Origin of the sequence: Streptomyces asoensis (genome assembly GCF_016860545.1) — a bacterium.
Taxonomy (GTDB): Bacteria; Actinomycetota; Actinomycetes; order Streptomycetales; family Streptomycetaceae; genus Streptomyces; species Streptomyces asoensis.
On sequence record NZ_BNEB01000001.1, the window covers coordinates 235195 to 260821 of the forward strand.

Consider the following 25627-nt stretch of genomic DNA (forward strand, 5'->3'; position numbering starts at 1 on the left):
GTGACCGTATCGCTCACGCAAGGTTTACAGCAAGAGTCTTGCAACGTGCGGAAAGGGGTTTCAGCAGCTGGACTTGCCCGCGTAGATCGCGAGGGCCGTATTGGCGCCCAGCGTCGCCGTGAACTGGCCCGAGCCGTTGACCGTGATGCTCGTGTTGTTCTGGACGTTGCAGTAGGTGCCCGCCGCCAGGGAGGTGCTGAAGGTCCGGCTCAGCGCGGAGGTCTCGTGGTTGATGGCCACGAAGCCCTTGCTGCCCCGGCCGAAGGCGATGGCGTCGTTGCCGTTGTCCCACCAGTTCGAAAGCCCTTGCCCCCGGGTGGCGTTGCGGAAGCCGACCATCGACTTGATCTCCGGCCAGGCGTGCTGACACTTCCAGCCGTCCTGCCAGCAGGCGTTGACAGCGCCGCCGTTGGGCGGACCGGCGTCCGCGTTCGACCACTCGTAGCCGGAGTTGATGTCGGGGGCGCCGTACGGAAAGGCGAGCATGAAGACGTTGGCGAGGGTGTAGTTCGCCCCGTCCTTGTAGTTGAGCGTCGAGCCGTTGCGCTCGGTGTCGTGGTTGTCGACGAAGACACCCGCGACCGAGCTGCTCAGGTAGCCCCAGCCCTCGCCGTAGTTCTTCAGGTAGGCGAGGTTCTCGTTGTTGAAGACGCGCTTGAGGTCGTAGGCGTAGCGGAACTCCTGGACGTCGCCGTTGCCGGTGTACTCGGTGGGCTGGACGGCCTCCCCGCTGCCGTAGATGACCTCCTGCTTCCAGTACGCGCCCGGGTTCGTCAGCCGCGACTTGATGTTGGCGAGGTCGGCGGTGTCGATGTGCTTGGCCGCGTCGATGCGGAAGCCGTCGACGCCCAGGCCGAGCAGGTCGTTCATGTACCCGGCGATGGTCTTGCGGACGTACTCCTCGCCGGTGTCGAGGTCGGCGAGGCCGACGAGCTCGCAGTGCTGCACGTTCCAGCGGTCGCTGTAGTTGGAGACCTGGGACGTGCAGTCGTCGAAGTCGTAGGAGGAGTACAGGCCCGGGTAGTCGTACTTCGTGTACGACGAGCCGCCGGTGCCCGTGCCGCTGCCCGCGGACATGTGGTTGACGACGGTGTCCACGACGACCTTCACGCCGGCCGCGTGGCAGGTGTCCACCATGGACCGGAAGGCCGTGCGGTCGCCCAGCCGGCCGGCGATGCGGTAGCTCACCGGCTGGTAGGAGGTCCACCACTGCGAGCCCTGTATGTGCTCGGCGGGCGGGGACACCTGCACGTAGCCGTAGCCGGCCGGACCGAGGGTGTTCGTGCACTCCTTGGCGACCGAGGCGAAGTTCCACTCGAAGAGGACGGCGGTGACGTCCTTGGTGCCGGGCGGGGTGGCGGACGCGGTGGTGGGGGCCATGACGGCGGCCGCGGCAGCCAGGGCGAGGGCGCCCGAAAGGGGTCTGCTGATTGCCATGTGGGGAAGTCCTTCTCCGTTGAAGGCTCTTGCTGAAACAAGTCAGCAATCTTGCGGTGACGGAGATGTTAGGGGGCCGCCGCGTGAAAAGGCAGCAGTCGGCGTGAAGTTGATGCAAGAACTTCCCCGGCGCCGGGCAGGGCGCCGCGCGTCCGGCGCCGCGTGCGAGGATGACGCCGAGAGCAGCCGTGACGGCGTCGGAGATGGGGCGCGATGATCGGGACCGTGTTCCGCAGCGAGGACGTCCCCTCGCCGGACAGGTTCGACTTCTGGCGGGAGATCCTCGGCAGGACCCGCTCGAGCGACATGGCCAGCGCCCACGCGGGGGACTTCTGGGCCGAGTTGCGGGTGATGGAGCTGGGGCCGGTGACCGTCACCCCGCTGTCGTTCCTGCCGACGCGCTTTCGCCGCGGCCCGAGGACGGCCCACGCCGGCGATCCCGGCGTCTACCACCTGTCCCTGCTGCTCGACGGCGGGCTCACCCTCGAACACGCCGGGCGCGAGGCCACGTTCGGGCCCGGTGACGTGCATCTGGCCGACAGCGCGAGGCCGTACGACCTGCGGTCGGCGGTCCCCGCGGAAGGCGGGGTCGTGCGCGGGGTGGGCGTGGACTTTCCCAGGGCGCTGCTTCCGCTGCCGTCGCGCCGGGTGCGGGAGGTGCTGGGAAGGGGGCTGCCGGGACGCGAGGGCCTCGGAGCCCTGCTCACGGATTACCTCCTCGGCCTGGACCGGCAGGCCGACACCCTGCGGCCGTGCGACGCGCCGCGCCTGGGGACGGTCGTGCTCGACCTGGTGTCGGCCCTGTTCGCCCAGGCGCTCGACGACGAGGGGGTCCTCCCCCAGGAGAGCCGCCGGCGGGTCACCGGGGCAGCGGTCCGGGACTTCATCCGGCGCAACCTGCACGACCCGGAGCTGACCCCGCCCGCGATCGCCGCCGCGCACCACATCTCGCTCAGCTATCTGCACCGGGTCTTCCAGGAGCAGACGCCCGGGGAATCCGGGGAGACGGTCGCCGCCTGGATCCGCGCCCGCCGGATGGAGGCCGCCCGGCGCGACCTCGCGGACCCCGCGCTGCGCGCCACGCCGATCCACGTCATCGGGGCCCGCTGGGGCTTCCCGCGGGCCTCCGACTTCACCCGCGCCTACCGCGCCCACCACGGCGCGCCGCCCGGCGAACACCGGCCCGGGACGCCGCCGCGACGGTAGCCGCCCCGGACGCGCGAGCCCGGGGCGGCGGGGTGCGGGCGGTCCGTCAGACGGCGGTGAACCAGGCCGTCGTGTCCGCCGGGAGCTTCGCCTCGCCGGCGGCGGTCGCGTCGACCTCACCGCTCGCGAGCAGCACGCGTCCGTACGCCGGGGTCGTGACCGGCTCCGCCGTCGTGTTCGTCACGCACACGAACTCCCCGCGGCGGAAGGCCAGGACGCCGGCCGGCGCCTTCAGCCACTCCACCGAGTCGCCCGCGCCCAGCTCGGGCCGAGCGCGGCGGATGCCGAGGGCCGAGCGGTACAGCTCCAGCGTCGAACCCGGCACGCCTTCCTGTGCCTCCACGCTCAGCTCGCCCCAGCCGGCGGGCTGGGGCAGCCAGCTGCCGCCGTCGCCGAAGCCGTACGAGGAGCCCTCGCGCGTCCACGGGATCGGGACGCGGCAGCCGTCGCGGAACCCGTCCTGGCCCGCGCCGCGGAAGTACGCCGGGTCCTGGCGCACCTCGTCGGCCAGGTCGACGACGTCCGGGAGGCCGAGCTCCTCGCCCTGGTAGACGTAGGCCGAGCCGGGGAGCGCGAGCATCAGCAGGGTCGCCGCCCGCGCCCGCCGCAGGCCGACCTCGCGGTCGCCCGCCGTACGGATCTGGGTGCCCAGGCCCGGCGGGTTGGCGAAGCGGGTGGCGTGCCGCGTGACGTCGTGGTTGGAGAGCACCCAGGTGGCGGGGGCGCCGACGGGGCGCATCGCCTCCAGGGTGCGGTCGACGACCTCGCGCAGCTGCTCCGCGTCCCACTCGGTGGCCAGGTACTGGAAGTTGAAGGCCTGGTGGAGTTCGTCGGGGCGGACGTAGTTCGCGGTGCGCTCGACGGTCGGGGTCCACGCCTCGGCGACGAAGATGCGCTCGCCGGAGTACTCGTCGAGGATCAGGCGCCACTGGCGGTAGATCTCGTGGACGCCGTCCTGGTCGAAGAACGGCATGACATCGTTGCCCAGCAGTTTCAGCTGGTCGTGGGAGCCGAGGTCCGGCAGACCCGCCGCCTTGACCAGGCCGTGGGCCACGTCGATGCGGAAGCCGTCGACGCCCATGTCCAGCCAGAAGCGCAGGACGGAGCGGAACTCGTCGCCGACCGCCGGGTGCTCCCAGTTGAAGTCGGGCTGCTCGGGCGCGAAGAGGTGCAGGTACCACTCGCCGGGGGTGCCGTCCGGCTCCGTGACCCGGGTCCAGGCGGGGCCGCCGAAGATGGACTCCCAGTCGTTCGGCGGGAGTTCGCCGTCCGCGCCCTTGCCGGGGCGGAAGTGGTAGCGGTCGCGCAGCGACGAGCCGGGGCCCTCGCGCAGGGCCCGCTTGAACCACTCGTGCTGGTCGGAGGAGTGGTTCGGGACCAGGTCGACGATGATCCGCAGACCCGCTTCACGGGCGTCGCGGATGAGCGCGTCGGCGTCCAGCAGGTTGCCGAACATGGGGTCGACAGCGCGGTAGTCGGCGACGTCGTAGCCGGCGTCGGCCTGCGGGGAGGCGTAGAAGGGGCTGAGCCACACGGCGTCCACACCGAGGTCGCGCAGGTACGGGAGACGGGAGCGTACGCCTTCCAGGTCACCCATGCCGTCGCCGTTGCTGTCGGCGAAGCTGCGCGGGTACACCTGGTAGATCACCGCGTCCCGCCACCAGTCACGGCGCTTGGCGACGGTGACGACGGCCGAGGTGGGGGTGGGGGCCGGGGCTGCGGAGGGCTGCTGGCTCATGGCTTCCTTGATGCTATGGGGGTCCCCCCGCTCGAGCGCAGCCGAGGGTGGGGGGAGGAGTCGTTTGGTCAGGGGTACGACGACGGATGACGAGGCGGTCGCGATCACAGCGGGGTCGGATGGTGATCGCGACCGCCCCGGGTTCACAAAGGACCGGGCAGGTCCGGTGGCGTCATGCGGTCCGCCGGCGGAGCGTCACCCCTTGGTGCCGCCCGCGGTGAGACCGGTCACCAGGTTCTTCTGCACGAGGTAGAAGAACACGGCGGCGGGTATCGCGATCAGCACGGCGGTGGCGGCCATCAGGTTGCGCTGGGCGTCGTGCTCGCTGACGAAGGACTGGAGACCCACGGCCAGGGTGTACTTGTCGTCGCTGAGCATGAACGTCGACGCGAACGCGACCTCGCTGAACGCGGTGAGGAAGTTGTAGAAGGCGGCCACCGCGAGACCGGGCTTGGCGAGCGGCAGGATCAGCCGGAAGAAGGTGCCGAACGGGGTGAGCCCGTCCACCCGTCCCGCCTCGTCGATCTCGAAGGGGATGGTGTCGAAGTACCCCTTGAGCAGCCAGGCGCTGTACGGGATGACCGTCGTGCAGTAGACGAGGACCAGACCGAAGTAGTTGTCGATGAGCTTCAGGTCCGAGAGGATCTGGTACATCGGCACCATCAGCACCGCGACCGGGAACATCTGGGTGACGAGCAGGACCCACATGAACTTCTTGTAGCCGGGGAAGCGCATGCGGGAGACGGCGTAGCCGGTGGTGGCGGCGATCAGCACGCCGATGGCCGTGGTGCCGAGCGTGACGATGAGCGAGCTCTTCAGCCAGTCGAAGAACTTGGTGTGCTCGAGGACGAACGTGTAGTTGTCGAACGTCATCTTGTTCCAGATGCCGGCCGGGTGCAGATAGTCGTCCTTGTCCGGGCCGAGGGACAGGTAGACCAGCCAGCCGATCGGGAAGAGCGCGATGACGCTCGCGACGCTCAGGATGCCGTGGGAGGCGAGGGAGCCGGCGAGGCTGTTCTCGCCGCGGCGGCGGGCCCGGCGGGGCGTCTTCGCGGAGCGCTGCTCGGGTACGGCGGCGGAGGTCTCGGTCGTGGTGGTACTCATGGGAACTCCTGCCTCAGATCGCGAGCTGCTGCTCGTTGCGGTTCAGCCAGCGGCGGTAGAACGAGGTGAAGACGATCAGGATGGCCAGCAGCAGGATGCCGTAGGCCGCGGACTGGGCGAAGTCACGCGGCTGCTGTCCGAAGCCGAGGTAGTACGCCCAGGTGACGAGGATCTGCGCGTCGGGCGCGGTGTTGCCGAACAGCAGGAAGATGACGGCGAACTGGTTGAAGGTCCAGATGATGCCGAGCAGGACCACGGTCGAGCTGACGGACCTCAGGCCCGGCAGGGTGACGTAGCGGAACCGCTGCCAGGCGCTGGCGCCGTCCATCTCGGCGGCCTCGTAGAGGGAGGCGTCGATGGCCTGGAGGCCGCCGAGCAGCGAGATCATCATGAACGGCACACCGCACCAGGTGTTGACCATGATCGCGGCGAACCGCTGCCAGAAGGTGTCCTCGAGCCACAGCGGCGAGGGCAGGTGCAGGAAGTCCAGGGCGGAGTTGATGATGCCGCCGTCGGCGAGCATGAACCGCCAGCCGAAGACCGTGACGAAGGTGGGCACCGCCCACGGCAGCACCAGGATCAGCCGGTACAGGGTCCGTCCGCGCAGCTTCTGGTTGAGCAGCAGCGCGAGGCCGAGTCCGATGCCGTAGTGCAGGGCGACACAGGCCGCCGTCCACACGATCGTCCAGATGAAGTGCGACCAGAAGCGGTCGTAGGCCGTCGGGCCCCACAGGATGTCGGCGTAGTTGTCGAGGCCGATGAACTTGTAGGTGGCGTCGATGTGGTTGACGCCGATCGTGCGCGCCGTGTTCAGGCTGTTGGCGTCCGTCAGCGTCAGGTACAGGCCGTACACCAGCGGGTACAGCACGAGCACGCCGAGGACGACCGCCACCGGGGCGATCATGGCGTACGCGTACCAGTGCTTCTGGTAGCCGCGCCTCAGGCGCCCGGCCGGCCCGGGCCTCGGCTCACGGTCACCGCGGCGCTTGCCGGTCGCGCGGTCGATGGCGACTGTCATGGTTCGACACCTTCTGGGTCTTCACGCTGGATCGTCGGCGGAGGGGTACTGCTCACGGGCTGACAGGCCGGTGGCCGCCGGGTCCCTCCCCCTCGTGAGGTGCGGGATCCGGCGGCCACGCGGACTCACTTGCTGAAGTCCGGCACCAGCTTGGCGATGGCGAGCTCGGCGTTGCTCAGGCCCTTGTCGAGGCTCTCCTTGCCGCCCGCGATCTTGGGCAGTTCGGTGTCGAGCGGACCCCACAGGGAGCTGTACTCCGGCAGCGCCGGGCGCGGCTGGGCGGCGGACAGCACCGTCTGGTAGCCGGCGATGCCCGGGTCGGCCTTGACGGCGGCGGTGTAGGCGTCGTCGCGGGTCGGCAGCGTGGAGTTCTTCTGGGCGACGGTCGCCTGGCTCGACGCGGACGTCATGAAGTTGAGGAACTTCAGGGACGCGGCCTGGTGGGCCTTGTCGGAGCCCGCGTAGACCGAGAGGTTGTGGCCGCCGGTCGGGGCGCCCGCCTTGCCGGCGGAGCCGGCCGGGACGGTGGCGATGCCGAGGTTGGCCTTGTCGGCGAAGGCGCTGCCCTTGTAGAAGTTCGTGATCTCCCACGGGCCCTGGACGATCGCGGCGACCTTGCCGTTGACGAAGGCGTCCTGGATGTGGGCGTAGGCGTCGGCGGTGGTGTCCGCCTTGTGCAGGCCCTTGCCGTCGAAGAGACCGAGCCAGGTGCCGTACGCCTTCTTCGCGGCCGCCGAGTTGACGGTGATCTTCTTGGCGTCGGCGTCGACGGTGTCGGTGCCCTCGCCGTAGAGGAAGGACTGGGCGTAGTAGGCCTGGGTGGAGCCCCAGTAGCCGTCGACGCCGGTCTTGGCCTTGATGGTGGCCGCGGCGGTCTTCAGGTCGTCCCAGGTCTTGGGGGCCTCGGTGATGCCGGCCTTGGCGAAGAGGGCCTTGTTGTAGACCAGGGCGAGGGTGTCGGTGACGATCGGCACGCCGTACGTCTTGCCCTCGTACTTGGCCTGCTCGATCAGGTTCGGCTTGAAGGCGGACTGGTCCTTGAGGGCCTCGGTGCCGTCCAGGGGCAGGAAGTAGCCCTTCTTGGCGAAGGCGGGCGTCCAGCCGACCTCGGAGCGCAGCACGTCCGGGGCACCGGAGGCGCCGGCCGCCGTGTCGAACTTGTTCTGCGCCTGGTCGAAGGGCACGTTGACGTACTTGACCTTGATGTCCTTGTTGGCGGCCTCGAACTGCTTGACCAGGGCCTGGTACGTCGGCGCCTCATTGGTGGCGTTGGAGGTGTCCCACCAGGTGATGGTGACCGGCCCGGACGAGTTGTCGCTGCCGCTGTCGTCCCCGCCGCAGGCCGTCGCCGCGAGGGCGAGGGACGCCACGAGCGCGGTGGCCGCTATGCCACGCCGCATGAGTTTCTCCTTGAGGGTGAGAGCCCGTTTAGCTACAGGAAGCGGTCCCGTCCGCTGTCCTGCCGACTCCGACCGCGCCGTTGCTGCCGTCGGGCGACGTGAACGTAACAGCGTTGTAAGCGGCACGAAAGACCTTGCAGCAAAAAAGTGCAAGACATCTCCGAAGTTATCCGCGCGTGACCCCTGCGTGACCTCCCCTCGACCGCCACGGGACCGTAGTTGTCGCGGTGGACAGGCCTCATAGCGGGACACGGGGGCACTGTGCAAGACTCTGCAAGCTCTTGCCATCACTTTCACGAGGGAGTGCGATGACGCAGCAGCCCGCGCGCCGTTCACCAGGTCGCCCACGGCGTCCGGTCGGTGTGCAAGTCAGCGGCCGACCGGTACAGTCCACCCCTGTGACCACACGGCTTGCCGACATCGCTGCGCAGGCGGGGGTGAGCGAAGCGACCGTCAGCCGCGTTCTCAACGGCAAGCCCGGTGTCGCCGCCACCACCCGTCAGTCCGTGCTCGCCGCGCTGGACGTCCTCGGGTACGAGCGCCCGGTCCGTCTGCGCCAGCGCAGCGCGGGCCTGGTCGGCCTCATCACGCCGGAGCTGGAGAACCCGATATTCCCGGCCCTGGCCCAGGTCATCGGACAGGCGCTGACCCGCCAGGGCTACACCCCGGTCCTCGCCACCCAGACCCCGGGCGGTTCCACCGAGGACGAGCTGACCGAGATGCTGGTCGACCGCGGCGTCGCCGGCATCATCTACGTCTCGGGACTGCACGCGGACACCACGGCCGACATGCAGCGCTACGAGCAGCTGCGCGCCCAGGGCGTCCCCTTCGTGCTGGTGGACGGGTTCTCGCCGAAGGTGCAGGCCCCGTTCATCTCGCCGGACGACCGGGCGGCCATGACGCTCGCCGTCACCCACCTCGTCTCGCTCGGCCACACCCGGGTCGGCCTGGCCCTCGGCCCCAAGCGGTTCGTGCCGGTCCAGCGCAAGATCGAGGGGTTCGTCAGGGCGGTCCAGGAGCAACTGCACCTCGGCCCCGAGACGATCGAGACCGAGCTGGTCCAGCACTCCCTGTACACGCTGGAGGGCGGTCAGGCCGCGACCAACGCCCTGATCGACCGCGGCTGCACGGCGATCGTCTGCGCCAGCGACATGATGGCGCTGGGCGCGATACGCGCGGCCCGTCAGCGGGGTCTCGAGGTGCCGCAGGACGTCTCGGTCGTCGGTTTCGACGACTCGCCCCTGATCGCCTTCACGGACCCGCCGCTCACCACCGTCCGCAAGCCGGTCCCCGCGATGGGCCAGGCCGCCGTCCGCACGCTCCTGGAGGAGATCGGCGGGACCCCGGCGCCCCACAGCGAGTTCGTGTTCATGCCGGAGCTGGTGGTGCGCGGCTCGACCGCCTCCGCGCCCGGGGACCGCAATCGTCCGTAGGGCGCGGACACCGCGGTGACTCCCGGTACGCCCGCAGTAGACGCGGGGGTACCGCTGCCGTAGGAAGTGCGGGCCGGACCCGACCGGGGGATGATCGGGGCCAGAGGTCTTTTCTGGCAGACTTTATGTCCATGGGTGAATCGACTGTGACGCCACTGGAAGGCCGTGAGCAGGCCCTTCCGCAGCCCGTCACGGCCGCACCCCGACAGCGCCGGTTCGGCCGGCTGCGCGCCCCCCGGCGCCCCCGTCTCTGGTTCGAGATCCTTCTCATCGCGGTGAGTTACTGGACGTACTCGCTGGTGCGCAACGCGGTCCCCGAACAGCGGGCCGAGGCGCTGCGCAACACGGACTGGATCTGGCGCGCCGAGCACAGCCTGGGACTCGCGGTGGAGAAGTCCGTCAACCACGCGGTCAACTCGGTGACCTGGCTGATCGTCGGGATGAACTACTACTACGCCACCCTGCACTTCGTCGTCACGCTGACCGTGCTGGTCTGGCTGTACCGCCGTCATCCGGGCCGGTACGCGGCGACGCGGCTGGTGCTCTTCGCGACCACGGCCGTCGCCCTGGTCGGCTACTACCTGTATCCGCTCGCGCCGCCGAGGCTGATGCCGGGCGGCGGCTTCGTCGACACGGTGATGGTCCACCAGACGTGGGGCTCGATGGCGTCCGGCGACCTCAAGCACATGTCGAACCAGTACGCGGCGATGCCGTCCATGCACATCGGCTGGTCCCTGTGGTGCGGCCTGACCGTCTTCGCGCTGGCCCGGCTGCCCTGGGTGCGGATCCTGGGCCTGCTCTACCCGGCGGCGACCCTGGTGGTCATCGTCGCGACGGCCAACCACTTCTGGCTCGACGCCGTCGGCGGCCTCCTGTGCCTCGCCTTCGGTTTCGCCGTCGCCCGCCTCTGGTACGGCGCCCTCCCCTACGCCCTGCCGAGACGGATCCCCGCGAAGAAGCCCCACGGCGCCCCGGCGCGCCCCGCGAAGTCCTGACGGACCCGCGGGGCCGGGGGGCCGGGAGTGTTCAGGGCCGACCGTGGTGGGTCACGTGGCCGCCGGTCACGGTGAGCCGCACCGGCGCCTCGGCCAGTTCGTCCGGCGGGGCGTCGACCGGGTCGAGACCCAGGACGGTGAGGTCGGCACGGTGACCGACGGCGATCCGTCCCGCCGACCCGTCCTCCCCCGCGGCGCGGGCCGCGTGCGTGGTGCAGCCCTCCAGTGCCTCCAGCCCGGTCAGACCGGCGCGGCCCGAAGCCGCGCCCCGGGGCGTGCGGGCGTCGGCCAGCACGGCCCGTACGTCGTAGTGCGCGATGGGCCAGTCCGAGCCCAGGGCCACCGTCGCGCCGGCGTCGCGCAGGTCCCGCAGCCGCCAGGCCCGCCCGGCGCGGGCCCCGCCGAGCCGCCGCGACCACTCGTCGGTGCCGTCGGCCCGGGTGTACGCCGTGTGCGGCGGCTGCATCGACGCGGCCACGCCCAGCTCGGCGAACCGGGGCAGCAGGGCGTCGGGCACGGTCTCGATGTGCTCGACCCGGTGCCGTCCTCGTCCGCCCGCCCCGAGCCCCGCGACCACGTCCAGCACATGCCGTACGGCGGCGTCACCGATGGCGTGGGTGGCGGTCCGCACGCCGGCCGCGTGCAGCCGGCGCACGGCCGCCGCGTAGGCGCGGGGGTCCGGCCAGAACGCGGCCGTCCCCTGCCCGTGGCAGTCCGCGTGCTCCAGCCAGGCGGTGCCTCCCTCGACGGTCCCGTCCATGAAGAACTTGACCCCGTCGACCACCCAGTGCCGCCCGCCGCGGCCCTGTCCGGCGATCAGTTCCGCGAGGTCCGCCTCGCCGGCCCCCGGCATGCACCAGGGGGCGAACCGCAGCCGCACCGGCAGGACGGTCTCCCGGGCGACCGCCCCGACCAGTTCCGCGTCGCCCGCGTCCATGACGTGCGCCCCGGTCAGTCCGGTGGCGGCCATCGCCGTGAGCAGCCCGACCAGCCGCTCGCGGCGGGCGGCGTAGGAGGGGCGGGGCGCGACCCGTGCCACCAGGTCCATGGCGGCGTGCTCGACCAGGTGTCCGGTGGGCCGTCCGTCCGCGTCGCAGACCACCTGCGACCGCTGGGTGAAGGCCCGCGCCCCGGTCACCCCGGCCGCGGCGAGCGCGGCGCCGTCGGCCAGCGCGGAGTGACCGTCGTACAGCCGCAGGAAGGCCGGGGTGTTACCCAGCACGTCCTCCACCAGCGCCCGGTCCACGGGCCGGCCACCGAACACGTTGTGGTCGAGCCCGTACCCGAGCACCCACCCGTCGGTCCGCTCGGCCCCGGCGAGTGCCGAGCGCAGCCCGGCAATCTCCGTCACGCCCGACAGATCGACGCCGGTCGCCATGTCCAGCCCCCACACGGGGTGGCTGTGGGCGTCCACCAGTCCGGGCACGAGGTGCGCGCCCGCGAGGGGGATCACCTCGGTGCCCGGCCCGCGCCAGTCGCGTACGTCGCTCTCGTCGCCGACCGCCGTGATCACCCCGTCGCGCACGGCGACGGCGGTGGCGTACGGCCGGGCGGGGTCGAGGGTACGGACCTTCGCACCGGCGAGGATCAGATCGGGGGCGGTCATGACTCGGTGAACTCCTTCGCGGCGGGGGTGGGTCCGGCGGCCGGCCCGGTGGACGTTGCGGCGGTCGGGGCGTCCACGCGGGACGGATCGACGGGTCGGTCGGGGTCGACGGGTCGGTCGGGGTCGGCCGGCTCGGCGGCGAAGTTCGCGTAGAGCAGCGGGCGTTCGCGGCGCAGCCACCACGCGAGGACGAGACCCACGACGAACACGGCGGGCGCGAGGGCGATCAGGACGGCGTTCACGGTGCTGGACGCCCCGGTGAACAGGTCGATGTGGGTGACGACGAGCCCTATCGCGGTGGCGAGCAGGACCGCCGCGAGGACCGGCGCGGCGATCGTGCGCAGCGCGCCCTCCTGGTGCCGCACCCGCCGGAAGTAGCAGGGCACGGCGATCGCGGCGATCAGCTGGAGCACGAACAGGCCGATCATGCCCGGGGTGTTGACCCACAGCAGCAGCTGTCCGTACGGGTCGGCGCCCGCCGCCCAGAACGCGAGCACGACCGCGGCGCCGAGCACGGTCTGGGCGATGCCCGCCGCGTACGGGGAGCGGTGCCGGGGGTGGATGCGGCCCAGCGCGGCGGGCAGGACGCCCTCCTCGGCGAGGGCGAGGGAGTACCGGTTGATGGCGTTGTGGAAGGCGAGGAGGGAGGCGAGGACGCTGGTGACGATGAAGACGTGCATCAGGTCGGCCGCCCAGCCGCCGACATAGGTGGTGATGGCGGAGAAGAAGAGCCCGCCGGGGTCCTTGGCGGCGGCCGCGATCACCCCCGCGTCGCCGAAGGCCTGGACGACGATCCACACGATGAAGGCGTAGAAGAGCCCGAGGAACGCGACGGCCGCGTAGGTGGCCCGCGGTACGGTCCGCTCGGGGTCGCGCGCCTCGCGCCGGTAGATGACGGTCGACTCGAATCCGGTGAAGGCGGCGAAGGCGAAGGCCAGGACGACGGCCGTGCCGGACACGAACACGTGGCCGGGGGCGAACGACTCCCCCGACAGGCCGTGCGCGCCGCCCTTGAGCAGCACTCCTCCCGCGAGCAGGACCAGGATGCCGGTCTCCGCGACGAGCAGGACGCCGAGCACCTTGGCGCCGAACTCGATGGAGCGGTAGCCGCCGTAGCCGATGAGCAGCAGGCCCGCGAGGGCGAGCGGCAGCCAGGGGACGTCGACGCCGAAGAGGGCCCGCAGGGTGTCGTGGCCGGCCGAGCCGAGGAGGCCGTAGACGCCGATCTCCATGCCGTTGTAGCCGATCAGCGCGAGCAGCGCGGCGCCGATGCCGACGGGGCGGCCCAGGCCGCGGGTGATGTACGCGTAGAACGCTCCGCCGCTTCGCACGTGGCGGCTCATGGTGGTGAAGCCCACGGCGAAGACGGTGAGCGTGATGCCGGCGATGAGGTAGCCGGCCGGGGCGCCGATGCCGCCGAGCAGGATCGCGAGGGGGGCGACGCCCGCCATGACGGTGAGCGGGGCGGCGGCGGAGACGACGAAGAAGGCGATGTCGGCGGTACCGAGGGAACCGGGGCGGAGGGTCGCCGCGGGGGGCGGCGTTCTCCGCTCGTGGGCGGTGTCGGACATGGGGAAGCCCTTCGAGCGCGTCGGGACGGGAGGGTTCCGGGCGTGCGGGATGACCGGCGTTGCCGGGGCGGGCCCATGGCGGGGGCGCCTGGCGGACCCGTAAATCTAAAGGCTTTCGGTTTTGGCAATGTAGCCTCCTCCTGGGCATCCGGGAAGCCCTCATCGCACCTTCGGGGGGAGAACACCTTCATGGGACGGCCGCGCACACCGCTTCTGGACCGCGAGCGCATCACCGAGACCGCCCTGCAACTCGTCGACGAGCAGGGCGACTTCAGCGTCCCGCAGATCGCGAAGCGGCTCGGGGCGCAGACCGGCTCGGTGTACCACCACGTGGACGGCCGGGACGGCATAGTGGAGCTGCTGCGGGAGCGGGTCGCGTCCGCGATCGACCCGAGCACCCTGGACGCCGCTCCCTGGGACGCGGCCCTGGAGGCCTGGGCGCGCTCCTACCGGGCCGCGTTCGCCGCGCACCCCAGGGCGATCCCGCTCCTGATGACCTCACCCGTGCGCGCGCCCCGCGTCCTGGAGCAGTACGAGCGGGCGGTGACGCTCCTGCTGGACGCGGGGTTCGCGCCGCGTTCGGTGATGCCGCTGATCGTCGCCCTGGAGAACCTGGTGCTGGGTTCGGCCCTGGATCTGGCGGCCCCCGAGACGATGTGGGAGCTGACGGCGGACACGGCCACCCCCCGGCTGGCCGAGGCGCTGACGGCGGTCGGCCCCGACCGCGCCGACCGGGCGTTCGAGGTGGGCCTGACGGGCCTGATGAACCACGCGCGGGCCCTGCGGACGGCGGACACCGCCTAGCCGGACCCGGCGGGCCCCGGCGGGACACGCCCCCGGCCGGACACGCCCCCGGCCGGACACGCCGGGCCGGAGCCGTTACCCGAGGCCGTCACCCGAAGCCACTGCCGTTGTCAGCTCGCCCGCGCGGCCTGCTTCAGCGCGTCGACGAAGGCGTCCAGCGCGGGCTGGGCGGGCGCCGTCGCGCGGGTCACCGCCTGGATGACCCGTACCGGCACCGGATCGCGCACCTCCCGCACGACGACCCCCGGGTGCCGGCTGCCGAGCCCCAGCCGGGGCACCAGGCTCACGCCCAGCCCGGCGGCCACGAAGCCCTGGGCGGTCATGTAGTCCTCGCTCTGCACCGCGAACCCCGGCCGGAACCCGGCCGCCGCGCACGCGTCGAGCTGGGCGTCCAGACAGGGCCCCGGCCACTCGCTGCCCACGAAGGGCTCCTCGGCCAGCTCGGCCAGCCGCACGCTCCGCCGCCCGGCGAGCCGGTGCCCGCGCGGCAGGACGGCGAGGTAGGGATCGTCGAGCAGACGGGTCAGCCGTACGCCGTCGCCCCGCAGTTCCGCGCTTCCCACCAGCAGCGCCAGATCGGCCCGGCCCTCCCGCACCTCCGCCGACGGGTCCTGCGGATCGGCCGTCAGCCGCAGATCGACGCGGACGCCGGGGTGCGCCTCGCGCAGCCGCGCCACGGCCGGTGCGACCAGACCGGCGCCGGCGGTGGCGAAGTACCGCACCGCCAGCTGCCCGGTGCGCCCGGCGAGCAGGTCGGCGAGCGCGGTCTCGGCCTCGGCGAGCTGCCGTCCGATGGCGTCCGCGTACCCGGTGAGCAGGAGCCCGGCGGCCGTGGGCCGCACTCCGCGCCCGACCCGCTCCAACAGGGGGGCGCCGGCCTCCTTCTCCAGAGCGGCGATCTGCTGGCTGATCGCGGACGGCGTGTAGCCCAGGGCGGCGGCCGCCCCCGTCACGGACCCGTTGCCCACGACAGCCCGCAGCACCTGCATCCGCCGCACATCGATCATGCAAGTCTCCTCATCATGCAGTCCACCTTAACGAACCGTCCAGAACATTTCACTTGTCCTGACAGATCGCGCGGGCGACCGTAGAGGGCATGCCCCTCGCCTCCACGCTCCGCATGGCCGCGCTCGCCCTCTTCTGGGGCTCCGGCTTCCTCTTCATCAAGCTGGCCCTGACCCACGGCCTGACGCCCGCCCAGATCACCGTCGTCCGCTGCGCCCTGGGCACGGCCGTCCTGCTCCTGCTGGCCCGCCGGGCGGGGCAGCGCCTGCCCCGCTCCCGGGGCACCTGGCGCCACCTCGCCGTCGCCGCCCTCTTCTGCAACGCGCTGCCCTTCGCGCTCTTCGCGCTCGGCGAGCGGCACCTCGACTCGGGTGTCGCGGGCGTCCTCAACGCCACCACCCCGCTCTGGTCCCTGCTCATCGGCATCGGCCTGGGCACGGAACGGGCGCTGCGTCCGGTACGGCTGGCCGGGCTCGCCCTCGGCTTCGCCGGGACCGTCCTGATCTTCGCGCCCTGGCACCACGGGGGCCTCCTCAGCGGGCCCGCCCTGTTCCTGCTGGGCGCGGCGGCGAGCTACGCGGTGGCCTTCGCCTACATGGCCCGGCACCTGACGGCCTCGGACACCCCGCTGGCCATGTCGGCGGCCCAGCTCCTCGCGGCCACCGCCTGGAGCACCCTCGCCCTGCCCACGGCGGGGGCTTTCCGCCCCGACGTCACCGCCCTGCTCGCCGTCCTCGCCCTGGGCGTCCTGGGCACCGGCGTGACCTTCTACCTCAACTACCGGCTGATAGCGGACGAGGGACCGACCACGGCGGCGTCGGTCGGCTACCTGCTCCCCGTCGTGTCGGTCGCGCTGGGCGCGGTGGTCCTGGACGAGCACATCGGCGCACGGGTCGTCGCGGGCATGGCGGTGGTGCTGGTGGGCGTGGGACTGACCCGGCGCGGCCCGGCGTCCCGCACCCCCGTACCGGCGGCCCCGCGCCACGGGAGCGCCTCGTCAGCCGCCTCCGGCCCCGCCTCCCGCTCCGCCGCCCGACCGACCGCCTGACACGCCCTAGCCGCCGTAGAACAGCTCGTCCACCACCGCGCGGGCGCGGCGGGCGGTGCGGCGGTAGTCGTCCAGCATGTCGCCGACCCGCCCCGGCCCGTACCCCAGGTACCGTCCCACGGCGACCAGTTCGCGCGGGTCGGAGGGGAAGGTGTCCCCGGCGCGACCGCGTACGAGCATCACCGCGTTGCGCACCCGGGTGGCCAGCACCCACGCCTCGTCCAGCGTCGCCGCGTCCTCGTCGCCGATGAGTCCGGCCTCGCGCGCGGCGGCGAGGGCCTCGCGGGTGCGGGTGGTGCGCAGCCCCGGGCGCGTCGCCGCGTGCCGCATCTGGACCAGCTGCACGGTCCATTCGACGTCGGAGAGACCGCCCGGTCCGAGCTTGGTGTGCAACTTGGGATCGGTGCCCCGGGGCAGCCGCTCCGACTCCATACGGGCCTTGAGCCGCCGGATCTCCCGGGCGGCGTCCTCGGTGAGCCCGCCCGCCGGATACCGCAGCGGGTCGATCAGCTCGATGAACCGCCGCCCCAACCCCTCGTCACCGGCGACGACTTCGGCGCGCAGCAGGGCCTGCGACTCCCAACCGAGCGACCAGCGACGGTAGTAGGCCTCGTACGACTTCAACGTGCGCACGAGAGGACCTGACTTGCCCTCGGGCCGCAGGTCCGCGTCGATGAGCAGGGGCGGGTCGGCGCTCGGGATCTGGAGCAGCCGGCGCATCTCGGAGACGACCTTGTTCGCGGCCTGTCCGGCCTCCCGCTCGTCGACGCCGTCCCGGGGCTCGTGCACGAACAGCACGTCGGCGTCGGAGCCGTAGCCCAGTTCGTGGCCGCCGAAGCGGCCCATGCCGATGACGGCGAACCGGGTGGGCAGCGAGTCGCCCCAGCCGTCGCGCACCACCGCGCGCAGGGTACCGGCCAGGGTGGCGGCGGTGATGTCGGAGACGGCCCCGCCCACCAGGTCCACGAGGGCGCCCTGGTCGGCTTCGACCGGCTGCGCCTCCGTCCCGTAGGAGGCGACGATGTCGGCCGCGCAGGTGCGGAACAGCTCACGCCGGCGGACCCCGCGGGCCGCGGTGACGGCCTGCTCCGCCCCGTCGGCGCGGCGCACCGCGGCGAGCGTCTCCTGCTCCAGGTGCGCGCGCCCGCGCGGCTCCAGCCCGCCGGCGTCCCCGTCACCGAGCAGCGCCACCGCTTCGGGTGCCCGCATCAGCAGGTCGGGGGCGAGCCGCCCGGCGGACAGCACGCGCGCGAGGTTCTCCGCCGCGGCGCCCTCGTCCCTCAGCAGCCGCAGGTACCAGGGCGTCTTGCCGAGGGCGTCCGACACCTTGCGGAAGTTGAGCAGGCCCGCGTCCGGGTCGGCGGAGTCCGCGAACCAGCCGAGCAGGACGGGCAGCAGGGTGCGCTGGATGGCCGCCTTGCGCGAGACCCCGGAGGCCAGCGCCTCCAGGTGGCGCAGCGCGGACGCGGGATCGGCGTACCCGAGCGCGACCAGCCGCTCCCGGGCCGCCTTCGGGCTCAACCTGGTCTCACCGGGCGCCAGTTGGGCGACGGCGTCGAGCAGCGGCCGGTAGAACAGCTTCTCGTGCAGCCGCCGGACGACGGCGGCGTGCCGCTTCCACTCCTGGCCCAGCTCGGCGACCGGGTCGGTGCGCAGGCCGAGGGAGCGGCCCAGCCGCCGCAGGTCGGCGTCGGCCTCGGGCACCAGATGGGTGCGGCGCAGCCGGTAGAGCTGGATGCGGTGCTCCATGGACCGCAGGAAGCGGTAGGCGACGTCGAGCTGCTCGGCGTCGGCGCGCCCGACGTAACCTCCCGCGGCGAGCGCCTGGAGGGCGTCGAGGGTGGTGCCGCTGCGCAGCGAGGCGTCGGCCCTGCCGTGCACCAGTTGCAGCAGCTGCACGGCGAACTCGACGTCCCGCAGGCCCCCGGGCCCGAGCTTCAGTTCCCGCTCGACCTCGGCGACGGGGATGTTCTCGACGACCCGCCGCCGCATCCGCTGTACGTCGACGACGAAGTTCTCCCGCTCGGCGGCCTGCCACACCAGGGGGTCGACGGCGGCGACGTACTCGGCGCCGAGCGCGAGGTCGCCGGCCACCGGCCGTGCCTTCAGCAGGGCCTGGAACTCCCAGGTCTTGGCCCACCGCTGGTAGTAGGCGAGATGGCTGGAGAGCGTCCGCACCAGCGGCCCGTTGCGGCCCTCGGGTCGCAGGTTCGCGTCGACGGGCCAGATGGAGCCCTCGACGGTGGTCTCGGAGCAGATCCGCATCAGGTGCGAGGCGAGCCTGGTCGCGGACCGCAGCGCCTTGCCCTCGTCCGCGCCCTCGGCGGCCTCCCCCACGAAGATCACGTCGACGTCGGAGACGTAGTTCAGCTCGTGGCCGCCGCACTTGCCCATCGCGATGACGGCGAGCCGGCACAGCGCGGCGTCCTCGGGCGCGGCGGCCTCGGCGAGGCGGAGCGCGGCCCGCAGGGTGGCGGTCGCGAGGTCGGCGAGCTCGGCAGCGGTCTGCGCGACGTCGGTGGTCCCGCACACGTCCCGTGCGGCGATCGACAGCAGGCAGCGCCGGTAGGCGACGCGCAGCGACACGGGGTCCGTGGCCTCGGCCAGTCCCCGTACGAACTCCTCCACGCCGGGATGCAGGTCCCGGGGTTCGTACGTGACCAGCGCCTCCCAGTCGCGCGGGTGCCGGGCGAGGTGGTCGGCGAGGGCGGCGGACGCCCCCAGTACGCCGAGCAGCCGGTCGCGCAGCGGCTTGGCCGCTATCAGCGTGTCGAGCAGTTCCTGGCGGGCGGTCTGCCCCGGCTGCGCCTCCAGCAGCCGGACGAGGCCGTGCAGGGCGAGATCGGGGTCGGCGGTGCCGCCGAGGGCCTCCAGCAGGAAGGGGTCGTCGCGCACCGGGGACAGCTCGGGCCCGTCCAGCAGCCGCTCGGCGGCGGAGGGATCGGTGAAGCCGTGCCGCAGCAGCCGTGTGAAGGTGCTGCTCCTGCGCCCCGGCGCCATCATCCCCGGCCCTCCCTCGGATCAAGGTCGTACGCACCTGAGCGTAACCCGCCCCCTTCGGTGGCGCCCCGGACCGGTTTCCGGTTCTGTGGGACTTCGGGCCCTGCGGGAGCACGGGTTCTGTGAGACTTCGGGTTCTCCGAACAGCGACGGCCGCGACGAAGGAGTCAAGCCATGGACATGACCCTAGAGGTGATCCTGCTGCCGGTGTCCGACGTGGACCGGGCCAAGGAGTTCTACCGCGACAAGGTCGGCTTCCACGTCGACCTCGACGGCGAGGTCATGGAAGGGGTGCGCATCGTCCAGCTCACCCCGCCGGGCTCGGGCTGCTCGATCGCCCTGGTGGACGGCCTCCAGGTCCCGACGGGCACCCCGCGGCCCGGCACCTACCACGGCATGCAGCTGTGCGTGACGGACGCGAAGGCCGCCCACGAGGAGCTCACGGCCCGCGGCCTGGAGGTCACGGAGCCCCAGCAGTTCGCCCCGCAGGACGGAGCGACCTTCATGTACTTCAAGGACCCCGACGGCAACGGCTGGGCCATCCAGGAGTACCGCAAACGCGAGACCGAACCCCTCCACCAGGTACTGGCCCAGCTCCGGGGCAAGTAGGACGACGGAGCGCTCCCGCGGACACCGAACACGGGCAAGGGGCCGCCGGTCGTGGACCGGCGGCCCCTTGCCCGTGCTGTTGCGGCGAGAATCCCGAGCAGCATCCCCGCCCGCCCACCACCGAGATCACCGTCGACTGAATGCGTAACTTTTATGACCGATTTCGAACACAATCAAAGTCAAAAATATCGATTGTTTCATCGTATCGGCAGGTGCCTAAAATTGATGCATGGTCACTTTAGGGGAGGCAGGTCGCTCGGCGACCAGCACCTATCGCGGAATGCGCGCGGTCCAGCGGATATTGCATCAGCGGGCGATTCTGGCGGACATCCGCTACAGGGCCGTTGTCGAGGCGATCCATCCCGACCAGCGCAGGGATGAACCGACGCCGCCGGAAGTTGCGCAGTCCGCCCGAATCCTCTGCGACGAACTCGATCACACCGCGGTCCCGGGAGAACAGACGCGCGGCATCCTGCGGGCCACCGCACGTGCGACCCGCAAGCACGTGGTGCTCGGCCTGCGCTTCCCGGAGTGGCGCCGCGGAACGAACAGCATGTTCCTGAGCCGGTGCGCCTTGTGGGCGGCCAAGGCGGCGGCCGGCGAGAAGGGCGCCGAAGCTCTCGACATGATCGGCCTGGAGCGCACACCCCGACGGGAAGCGCTGTTCGGAGCACGGTTCGCCGCCGCCGTCCAGGGGTTGCTCCTCGAACCCAGAGGGACGTCGGAAGCCCAGGAAGCAGTACGTGTCGACCTGGCCAACGAGATTCAGCACGGCCTTTCGGACGAGGCCCGCCTGGCTCGGTACCGTCTCATGCAGGACGGCGTCAACGCTTTCGCTGCGGGCCTCGGAACCTTCGTCACCAGCTACCTGGGCTTCAGCCAGCCCGTCCAGGACGCCCTGGAGTTCGGCGGCGCGAGCTTCGCGGTGGCAGCCGGTGTCGGCGTGGCCCGCCAGCTGGGCATCCAGTTCCTCGGCGAGAAGCAGATCGAAGCGCGCAGGCAGGCGAAGTACTGGCTTTTCTCACTTCAGGCATGGATGGTCGGTTACGTCGTATGGGGAAGGGATGCCGTAGGGGCAGGTGAATACCAGGGGCTCGACCAGCTGATCTACATCGCACGCGCGCTCAGCGAAAAGCGAGCGGAAATTCCTGAGCTACCGAGAGATCAGGACATCCAAGAAGATTTAGTACTGCTGATCGAGAATTCGGAGAGAGCAGCGGACGGGGAACTCACCTCCGCGCTGATGCGCCTGCAAGGAGTGCTTCGCTGGCGCAGCGAACAACTGGGCCCTGCCATCGGCAACCTGGTGGCCCTGGTGCAGAGCATCCCCGACTCCGGTGAAGATCCTCATGCGCCGGTCGCCCTGCCACCGAACGGCGGTGCGGGGCCTCCACTGCTGCCCGGAGCCCGGACCGACCCGGACCCGGTCAGAGAACCCGGGCCGGGCACGGGCAGGCCCGACTCCTGATCTCCCTCCGGAGGTCACCATGCGTACGCCGCGTGCGCGGCCTCCCTGCCGAACGCCACCCCCTCACAGTCCTCGGCCTGTGGCGAGGACTGAATCCTCCGGCCCTCCTGCGCGCAACGGCCCGTAGACGCCCACCGCCATCGCAACGAGACAGGGCCGACGATGTCCTGGCCGTCGGCCCTGTACCTCGTTCCAGCAATACGTGTCCCGACCAGCCCCTACAGCACCGGCAGGTTCTTGCGGAGCTCGAAGGCGGTGACCTCGGAGCGGTACTCCTCCCACTCCGCCTTCTTGTTGCGCAGGAAGAAGTCGAAGACGTGCTCGCCGAGGGTCTCGGCGACCAGGTCGCTGCGTTCCATCAGGCCGAGGGCCTCGCCCAGGTTCTGCGGGAGGGGCTCGATGCCCATGGCGCGGCGTTCGGCGTCGGACAGGGCCCAGACGTCGTCCTCGGCGCCCGGCGGGAGCTCGTAGCCCTCCTCGACGCCCTTGAGGCCGGCGGCGAGCAGCATGGCGTACGCGAGGTACGGGTTGGTGCCGGAGTCGAGGGAGCGGACCTCGATGCGCGCGGAGCCCGTCTTGCCGGGCTTGTACATCGGCACGCGGACCAGCGCGGAGCGGTTGTTGTGGCCCCAGCAGATGTACGACGGCGCCTCGCCGCCCGCGCCGGCCGTGCGCTCGGAGCCGCCCCAGATGCGCTTGTAGGAGTTGACCCACTGGTTGGTGACGGCGGCGATCTCCGCGGCGTGCTTGAGCAGACCGGCGATGAAGGACCGGCCGACCTTGGAGAGCTGGTACTCCGCGCCCGACTCGTAGAACGCGTTGCGGTCGCCCTCGAAGAGGGAGAGGTGGGTGTGCATGCCGCTGCCGGGGTGCTCGGAGAACGGCTTGGGCATGAAGGTCGCCTGGACTCCCTGCTCCAGCGCGACCTGCTTCATGACCAGGCGGAAGGTCATGATGTTGTCGGCGGTGGAGAGCGCGTCGGCGTAGCGCAGGTCGATCTCCTGCTGGCCCGGGGCGCCCTCGTGGTGGGAGAACTCGACCGAGATGCCCATCGACTCGAGCATGGTGATGGCCTGGCGGCGGAAGTCCATGCCCACGTTCTGCGGGGTGTGGTCGAAGTACCCGGAGTTGTCGGCCGGGGTCGGGCGGGAGCCGTCGGTCGGCTTGTTCTTCAGCAGGAAGAACTCGATCTCGGGGTGGGTGTAGAAGGTGAAGCCCAGGTCGGAGGCGCGCGCCAGGGCCCGCTTGAGGACGTACCGCGGGTCCGCGAAGGACGGGGAGCCGTCCGGCATGAGGATGTCGCAGAACATCCGGGCGGTGCCGGGGGCCTCCGCGCGCCAGGGCAGGACCTGGAAGGTGGACGGGTCCGGCTTGGCGATCATGTCGGACTCGTAGACCCGGGCGAAGCCCTCGATCGCGGAGCCGTCGAAACCGATGCCCTCGTCGAACGCCTGCTCGAGCTCGGCCGGGGCCACGGCGACGGACTTGAGGAAGCCCAGCACGTCCGTGAACCACAGCCGTACGAACCGGATGTCGCGCTCCTCCAACGTCCGGAGCACGAACTCCTGCTGCTTGTCCATCTTCCGCTTCCCCATCCTTGCTGGTCAGGCCGCCTGGATCCCGTCCCACGGAGAGGCGGTCGGGCACCCGAGCATCACACCACAACACCGTTTCGTACGCGTTGCCGACCATGATCGCGTCGGCGACCCGGGCCTGAACGCGGCGCGTCCGGCAGAGGCACCGCCGTACGTCCTGCGTGCGACGGGTGTGCTGCTCTGCCGCCCATCTTGCCTGCTCGCACCGTCATCCGTAATGCCCCACCCCTTCCGTCCCTCCCGGGCATTTAATTTGCATCTCAGATGCAAGTTTTACTAGCGTGCGGGACGGCAGAACGCCCAGTGAGCCCCGAGGAGCCCTGATGCTGTCCGAACAGTCCGCAGCCACCGTCCGCGCCACCCTCCCCGCCGTGGGAGCGGCCATCGGGGAGATCACCGAGCGCTTCTACGCCGGGCTCTTCGCGGCGCACCCGGACCTCCTCCGCGACCTGTTCAACCGCGGCAACCAGGCCGCCGGCACCCAGCGCCAGGCGCTGGCCGGGTCCATCGCCGCCTTCGCCACCCGCCTCGTCGAGCAGACCGGGGACACCGCGGACGGACGGCGGCGGGACCGGCCGCAGGACCGCCCCGACGCGATGCTCACCCGGATCGCCCACAAGCACGCCTCGCTCGGCGTGACGCCCGAGCAGTACGAGGTGGTCCACGAGCACCTCTTCGCCGCCATCGCGGGCGTCCTCGGCGAGGCGGTCACCCCCGAGGTCGCCGCCGCCTGGGACGAGGTCTACTGGCTGATGGCGAACGCGCTGATCGCGATCGAGCGCCGCCTGTACGCGGAGCGCGGCGGCGCCGCCTGGCGGGAGTGGGAGGTCGTGGACCGCGTCGAGGAGACCGCGGACGTCGTCACCTTCTCGCTGCGTCCGCGCGACGGCGCCCCGGTACGGGACTTCCGCGCGGGCCAGTACGTGTCCGTCCGCACGCAGCTGCCCGACGGCGCGCGCCAGATACGGCAGTACAGCCTCTCCGGTGCGCCGGGCGCGGACGTGCGCCGGATCAGCGTCAAGCGGGTCGGCGGGGGCCCGGCGACCCCGGAGGGCGAGGTCTCCGACCACCTCCACGCGCGGGTGCGCGAGGGCGCCGTGCTCGAACTCTCCGAGCCGTACGGCGACCTGGTCCTCGACGGCGTCGAGGGCGCCCCCGTGCTGCTCGCCTCGGCGGGCATCGGCATCACGCCGATCGTGCCGATGCTGGCGCACCTCGCGGCCTCCGGCCACGACGCGCCGGTCACCGTCGTGCACGCCGACCGCTCCCCCGCGGACCACGCGCTGCGCGCGGACCACGAGGCGTACGCGGCGAAGCTGCCGGACGCGTCCGTGCATCTCTGGTACGAGCGCGAGGCCCCGGCGCACGCCCGGACGGGCCTGGCCGACCTCACCGACGTGCCCGTCGCCCCGGGCACGCGCGCGTACCTGTGCGGTCCGCTGCCGTTCATGCGGGCGGTGCGGGCGCAGCTGATCGAGAAGGGGGTCGCCCCGGCGGACGTGCACTACGAGGTGTTCGGCCCGGACCTGTGGCTGGCCCGCGCCTGACCCCACGGGCGCGCCCGCCCTCCGGCCGCCGCCCGCCCCTGTGGTCCGCGGCCGGCCCCCGGTGCACGGCGGCCGGTCAGTACGGCCGGGGGATCCCGTGCTCGCGCAGCGCGCCGGCGTAACGCTCCAGCAGGCTGTCGAGGCCTGCCAGGAGCAGGCCGGCCGCGTCACGGGCGTCGCCCAGATCGCCCCGTTCGCAGGCCTCCACCAGTTCGGCCACGTCGGTGCGGAGGATGTGCAGGGAGTCGCCCTGCACGAGCACTCCGGGGAACCGCCTTCCGGGCAGGCGGACCACGGCGTTGTTGCCGCCGTCGGTGAACAGTTCTGCTTCGATGCGTTCCATCGGGCCATCCAATCCGGCCCGGCGACGCGCCTTCAACCACATGGGCAGGGGGGAAGCGTGAAGGCGGCGCCCGGGGTGCCCGCGGGGTCAGCCGGCCCGCGCGATCCCCAGCAGCAGCGGCCCCGTGGGCTCGGCCACGATGTCGGTGACCGTGATCGGGTCCAGCGACGCGAAGAAGGCCTCCCGGGCCCGGCGCAGGGCGCCCCGCAAGCGGCAGGCGGACCTCAGCGGGCAGGGGGTGGCGCCCTCGCAGTCGACGACGTCGCCGTCGCCCTCGAAGGCGCGGACCACCGTACCGACGGACGCCGTGCGGCCGCCGGCGGTGAGGGCCAGGCCGCCGCCCCTGCCCCGGCGGGCCTCCAGCAGCCCCATGTGCTGGAGCTCGGCCACGACCTTGGCCGCGTGGGTGTACGGCACCTCCATCGCGGCCGCCACGTCACGGGTCGTGGGGGTGGCCTCCGGGGTGTCCCCCGCCACCGCGAGCCGCATGAGGACGCGCAGTGCCAGGTCGGTGGATCGCAACAGCCGCATGGAAGGAAGCGTAGATAATACGCATCTAGGGTGCAATATATCCGCCCGGCCCGCCCCCAACGCCCTGCCGCCACCGGTCCCCACCTCCCCCTCGCCCTCTGTGGCCGTGACCGGTCTACGACTTTGTCCGTCTCCCCCATTACGATCAGCGGACCCGCACGCCCCGATC

The 25627-nt window shown here is 71.7% G+C and carries 20 protein-coding genes; 8 read left to right on the forward strand and 12 right to left on the reverse strand.

Annotated features, from left to right (window positions below; all coding sequences use genetic code 11):
- Positions 1–60: 60 nt before the first annotated feature.
- A complete protein-coding gene (locus tag Saso_RS01050) occupies positions 61–1437 on the reverse strand; it encodes an alpha-amylase (RefSeq protein ID WP_189917048.1) in 1377 nt (458 codons plus the stop codon).
- Positions 1438–1650: 213 nt separating this feature from the next.
- Between Saso_RS01050 and Saso_RS01055 the strand changes: the two genes are divergently transcribed.
- On the forward strand, positions 1651–2643 hold the full coding sequence (locus Saso_RS01055) for an AraC-like ligand-binding domain-containing protein (protein ID WP_189917050.1): 993 nt from the start codon (positions 1651–1653) through the stop codon (positions 2641–2643).
- Positions 2644–2689: 46 nt separating this feature from the next.
- Here the strand turns inward: Saso_RS01055 and Saso_RS01060 are convergent, their stop codons facing one another.
- From Saso_RS01060 to Saso_RS01075, 4 genes are all read right to left on the reverse strand, one after another.
- On the reverse strand, positions 2690–4381 hold the full coding sequence (locus tag Saso_RS01060) for a glycoside hydrolase family 13 protein (protein WP_189917052.1): 1692 nt from the start codon (positions 4379–4381) through the stop codon (positions 2690–2692).
- Positions 4382–4576: 195 nt separating this feature from the next.
- Positions 4577–5485 (reverse strand): sugar ABC transporter permease, encoded by a 909-nt coding sequence (locus Saso_RS01065; protein WP_189917054.1) that lies wholly within the window; start codon positions 5483–5485, stop codon positions 4577–4579.
- 13 nt (positions 5486–5498) lie between these two features.
- Positions 5499–6503 carry a carbohydrate ABC transporter permease gene (locus tag Saso_RS01070; protein WP_189917055.1) on the reverse strand — a complete coding sequence of 335 codons (1005 nt, stop codon included), beginning with the start codon at positions 6501–6503 and terminating at the stop codon, positions 5499–5501.
- 125 nt (positions 6504–6628) lie between these two features.
- The gene (locus Saso_RS01075; protein ID WP_189917056.1) at positions 6629–7903 is read right to left on the reverse strand and encodes an extracellular solute-binding protein; all 1275 of its coding nucleotides are present in this window, start codon (positions 7901–7903) and stop codon (positions 6629–6631) included.
- Positions 7904–8301: 398 nt separating this feature from the next.
- Here Saso_RS01075 and Saso_RS01080 point away from each other — a divergent pair, with 398 nt between their 5' ends.
- Together Saso_RS01080 and Saso_RS01085 are read left to right on the forward strand one after the other, a co-directional pair.
- Positions 8302–9336 carry a LacI family DNA-binding transcriptional regulator gene (locus tag Saso_RS01080; RefSeq protein WP_189917057.1) on the forward strand — a complete coding sequence of 345 codons (1035 nt, stop codon included), beginning with the start codon at positions 8302–8304 and terminating at the stop codon, positions 9334–9336.
- Between the two features lie 131 nt (positions 9337–9467).
- Entirely contained in the window at positions 9468–10331 is an 864-nt protein-coding gene (locus Saso_RS01085; RefSeq protein ID WP_189917058.1) for a phosphatase PAP2 family protein, read from the forward strand.
- Between the two features lie 31 nt (positions 10332–10362).
- Here Saso_RS01085 and Saso_RS01090 read toward each other — a convergent pair whose 3' ends face one another.
- Together Saso_RS01090 and Saso_RS01095 are read right to left on the reverse strand one after the other, a co-directional pair.
- Entirely contained in the window at positions 10363–11937 is a 1575-nt protein-coding gene (locus tag Saso_RS01090; RefSeq protein ID WP_189917059.1) for an amidohydrolase, read from the reverse strand.
- The gene (locus Saso_RS01095) at positions 11934–13508 is read right to left on the reverse strand and encodes an APC family permease (protein WP_189917060.1); all 1575 of its coding nucleotides are present in this window, start codon (positions 13506–13508) and stop codon (positions 11934–11936) included. Before Saso_RS01095 ends, Saso_RS01090 begins: the two co-directional genes overlap by 4 nt.
- Positions 13509–13697: 189 nt before the next feature.
- On the opposite strand from Saso_RS01095, the gene Saso_RS01100 reads away from it, so the two are divergent.
- Positions 13698–14312 carry a TetR/AcrR family transcriptional regulator gene (locus Saso_RS01100; protein ID WP_189917062.1) on the forward strand — a complete coding sequence of 205 codons (615 nt, stop codon included), beginning with the start codon at positions 13698–13700 and terminating at the stop codon, positions 14310–14312.
- A 110-nt stretch (positions 14313–14422) separates the two neighbouring features.
- Here the strand turns inward: Saso_RS01100 and Saso_RS01105 are convergent, their stop codons facing one another.
- On the reverse strand, positions 14423–15319 hold the full coding sequence (locus Saso_RS01105; RefSeq protein ID WP_189917064.1) for a LysR family transcriptional regulator: 897 nt from the start codon (positions 15317–15319) through the stop codon (positions 14423–14425).
- 89 nt (positions 15320–15408) lie between these two features.
- Between Saso_RS01105 and Saso_RS01110 the strand changes: the two genes are divergently transcribed.
- Positions 15409–16365 (forward strand): DMT family transporter, encoded by a 957-nt coding sequence (locus tag Saso_RS01110; RefSeq protein WP_189917066.1) that lies wholly within the window; start codon positions 15409–15411, stop codon positions 16363–16365.
- 6 nt (positions 16366–16371) lie between these two features.
- Here the strand turns inward: Saso_RS01110 and Saso_RS01115 are convergent, their stop codons facing one another.
- Entirely contained in the window at positions 16372–19368 is a 2997-nt protein-coding gene (locus tag Saso_RS01115) for a bifunctional [glutamine synthetase] adenylyltransferase/[glutamine synthetase]-adenylyl-L-tyrosine phosphorylase (RefSeq protein ID WP_189917068.1), read from the reverse strand.
- A gap of 171 nt (positions 19369–19539) precedes the next feature.
- On the opposite strand from Saso_RS01115, the gene Saso_RS01120 reads away from it, so the two are divergent.
- Positions 19540–19974, forward strand: coding sequence for a VOC family protein (locus tag Saso_RS01120; RefSeq protein WP_189917070.1), 435 nt, complete (start codon positions 19540–19542; stop codon positions 19972–19974).
- 229 nt (positions 19975–20203) lie between these two features.
- Positions 20204–21442: a hypothetical protein gene (locus tag Saso_RS01125; protein WP_189917072.1), complete on the forward strand. Its 1239-nt coding sequence runs from the start codon at positions 20204–20206 to the stop codon at positions 21440–21442.
- Between the two features lie 218 nt (positions 21443–21660).
- On the opposite strand, the gene Saso_RS01130 is transcribed toward Saso_RS01125, so the two are convergent.
- Positions 21661–23022 carry a glutamine synthetase family protein gene (locus tag Saso_RS01130; protein ID WP_020126756.1) on the reverse strand — a complete coding sequence of 454 codons (1362 nt, stop codon included), beginning with the start codon at positions 23020–23022 and terminating at the stop codon, positions 21661–21663.
- 338 nt (positions 23023–23360) lie between these two features.
- Between Saso_RS01130 and Saso_RS01135 the strand changes: the two genes are divergently transcribed.
- On the forward strand, positions 23361–24584 hold the full coding sequence (locus Saso_RS01135; RefSeq protein ID WP_189917074.1) for a globin domain-containing protein: 1224 nt from the start codon (positions 23361–23363) through the stop codon (positions 24582–24584).
- Positions 24585–24660: 76 nt separating this feature from the next.
- Here Saso_RS01135 and Saso_RS01140 read toward each other — a convergent pair whose 3' ends face one another.
- Entirely contained in the window at positions 24661–24927 is a 267-nt protein-coding gene (locus tag Saso_RS01140) for a DUF6959 family protein (protein ID WP_189917077.1), read from the reverse strand.
- Between the two features lie 87 nt (positions 24928–25014).
- Positions 25015–25458, reverse strand: a complete 444-nt coding sequence (locus Saso_RS01145) for an RrF2 family transcriptional regulator (protein ID WP_189917079.1) — start codon at positions 25456–25458, stop codon at positions 25015–25017.
- Positions 25459–25627 lie beyond the last annotated feature (169 nt).

Bases quoted from the DNA above. Each gene is read 5' to 3' on its own strand.
- Saso_RS01070 (WP_189917055.1), bottom strand. From the start codon at position 6,503: ATGACAGTCGCCATCGACCGCGCGACCGGCAAGCGCCGCGGTGACCGT.
- Saso_RS01090 (WP_189917059.1), bottom strand. From the start codon at position 11,937: ATGACCGCCCCCGATCTGATCCTCGCCGGTGCGAAGGTCCGTACCCTC.
- Saso_RS01120 (WP_189917070.1), top strand. From the start codon at position 19,540: ATGGACATGACCCTAGAGGTGATCCTGCTGCCGGTGTCCGACGTGGAC.
- Saso_RS01065 (WP_189917054.1), bottom strand. From the start codon at position 5,485: ATGAGTACCACCACGACCGAGACCTCCGCCGCCGTACCCGAGCAGCGC.
- Saso_RS01130 (WP_020126756.1), bottom strand. From the start codon at position 23,022: ATGGACAAGCAGCAGGAGTTCGTGCTCCGGACGTTGGAGGAGCGCGAC.
- Saso_RS01050 (WP_189917048.1), bottom strand. From the start codon at position 1,437: ATGGCAATCAGCAGACCCCTTTCGGGCGCCCTCGCCCTGGCTGCCGCG.
- Saso_RS01145 (WP_189917079.1), bottom strand. From the start codon at position 25,458: ATGCGGCTGTTGCGATCCACCGACCTGGCACTGCGCGTCCTCATGCGG.
- Saso_RS01135 (WP_189917074.1), top strand. From the start codon at position 23,361: ATGCTGTCCGAACAGTCCGCAGCCACCGTCCGCGCCACCCTCCCCGCC.
- Saso_RS01140 (WP_189917077.1), bottom strand. From the start codon at position 24,927: ATGGAACGCATCGAAGCAGAACTGTTCACCGACGGCGGCAACAACGCC.
- Saso_RS01085 (WP_189917058.1), top strand. From the start codon at position 9,468: ATGGGTGAATCGACTGTGACGCCACTGGAAGGCCGTGAGCAGGCCCTT.
- Saso_RS01095 (WP_189917060.1), bottom strand. From the start codon at position 13,508: ATGTCCGACACCGCCCACGAGCGGAGAACGCCGCCCCCCGCGGCGACC.
- Saso_RS01110 (WP_189917066.1), top strand. From the start codon at position 15,409: ATGCCCCTCGCCTCCACGCTCCGCATGGCCGCGCTCGCCCTCTTCTGG.
- Saso_RS01075 (WP_189917056.1), bottom strand. From the start codon at position 7,903: ATGCGGCGTGGCATAGCGGCCACCGCGCTCGTGGCGTCCCTCGCCCTC.
- Saso_RS01105 (WP_189917064.1), bottom strand. From the start codon at position 15,319: ATGATCGATGTGCGGCGGATGCAGGTGCTGCGGGCTGTCGTGGGCAAC.
- Saso_RS01055 (WP_189917050.1), top strand. From the start codon at position 1,651: ATGATCGGGACCGTGTTCCGCAGCGAGGACGTCCCCTCGCCGGACAGG.
- Saso_RS01060 (WP_189917052.1), bottom strand. From the start codon at position 4,381: ATGAGCCAGCAGCCCTCCGCAGCCCCGGCCCCCACCCCCACCTCGGCC.
- Saso_RS01115 (WP_189917068.1), bottom strand. From the start codon at position 19,368: ATGATGGCGCCGGGGCGCAGGAGCAGCACCTTCACACGGCTGCTGCGG.
- Saso_RS01125 (WP_189917072.1), top strand. From the start codon at position 20,204: ATGGTCACTTTAGGGGAGGCAGGTCGCTCGGCGACCAGCACCTATCGC.
- Saso_RS01100 (WP_189917062.1), top strand. From the start codon at position 13,698: ATGGGACGGCCGCGCACACCGCTTCTGGACCGCGAGCGCATCACCGAG.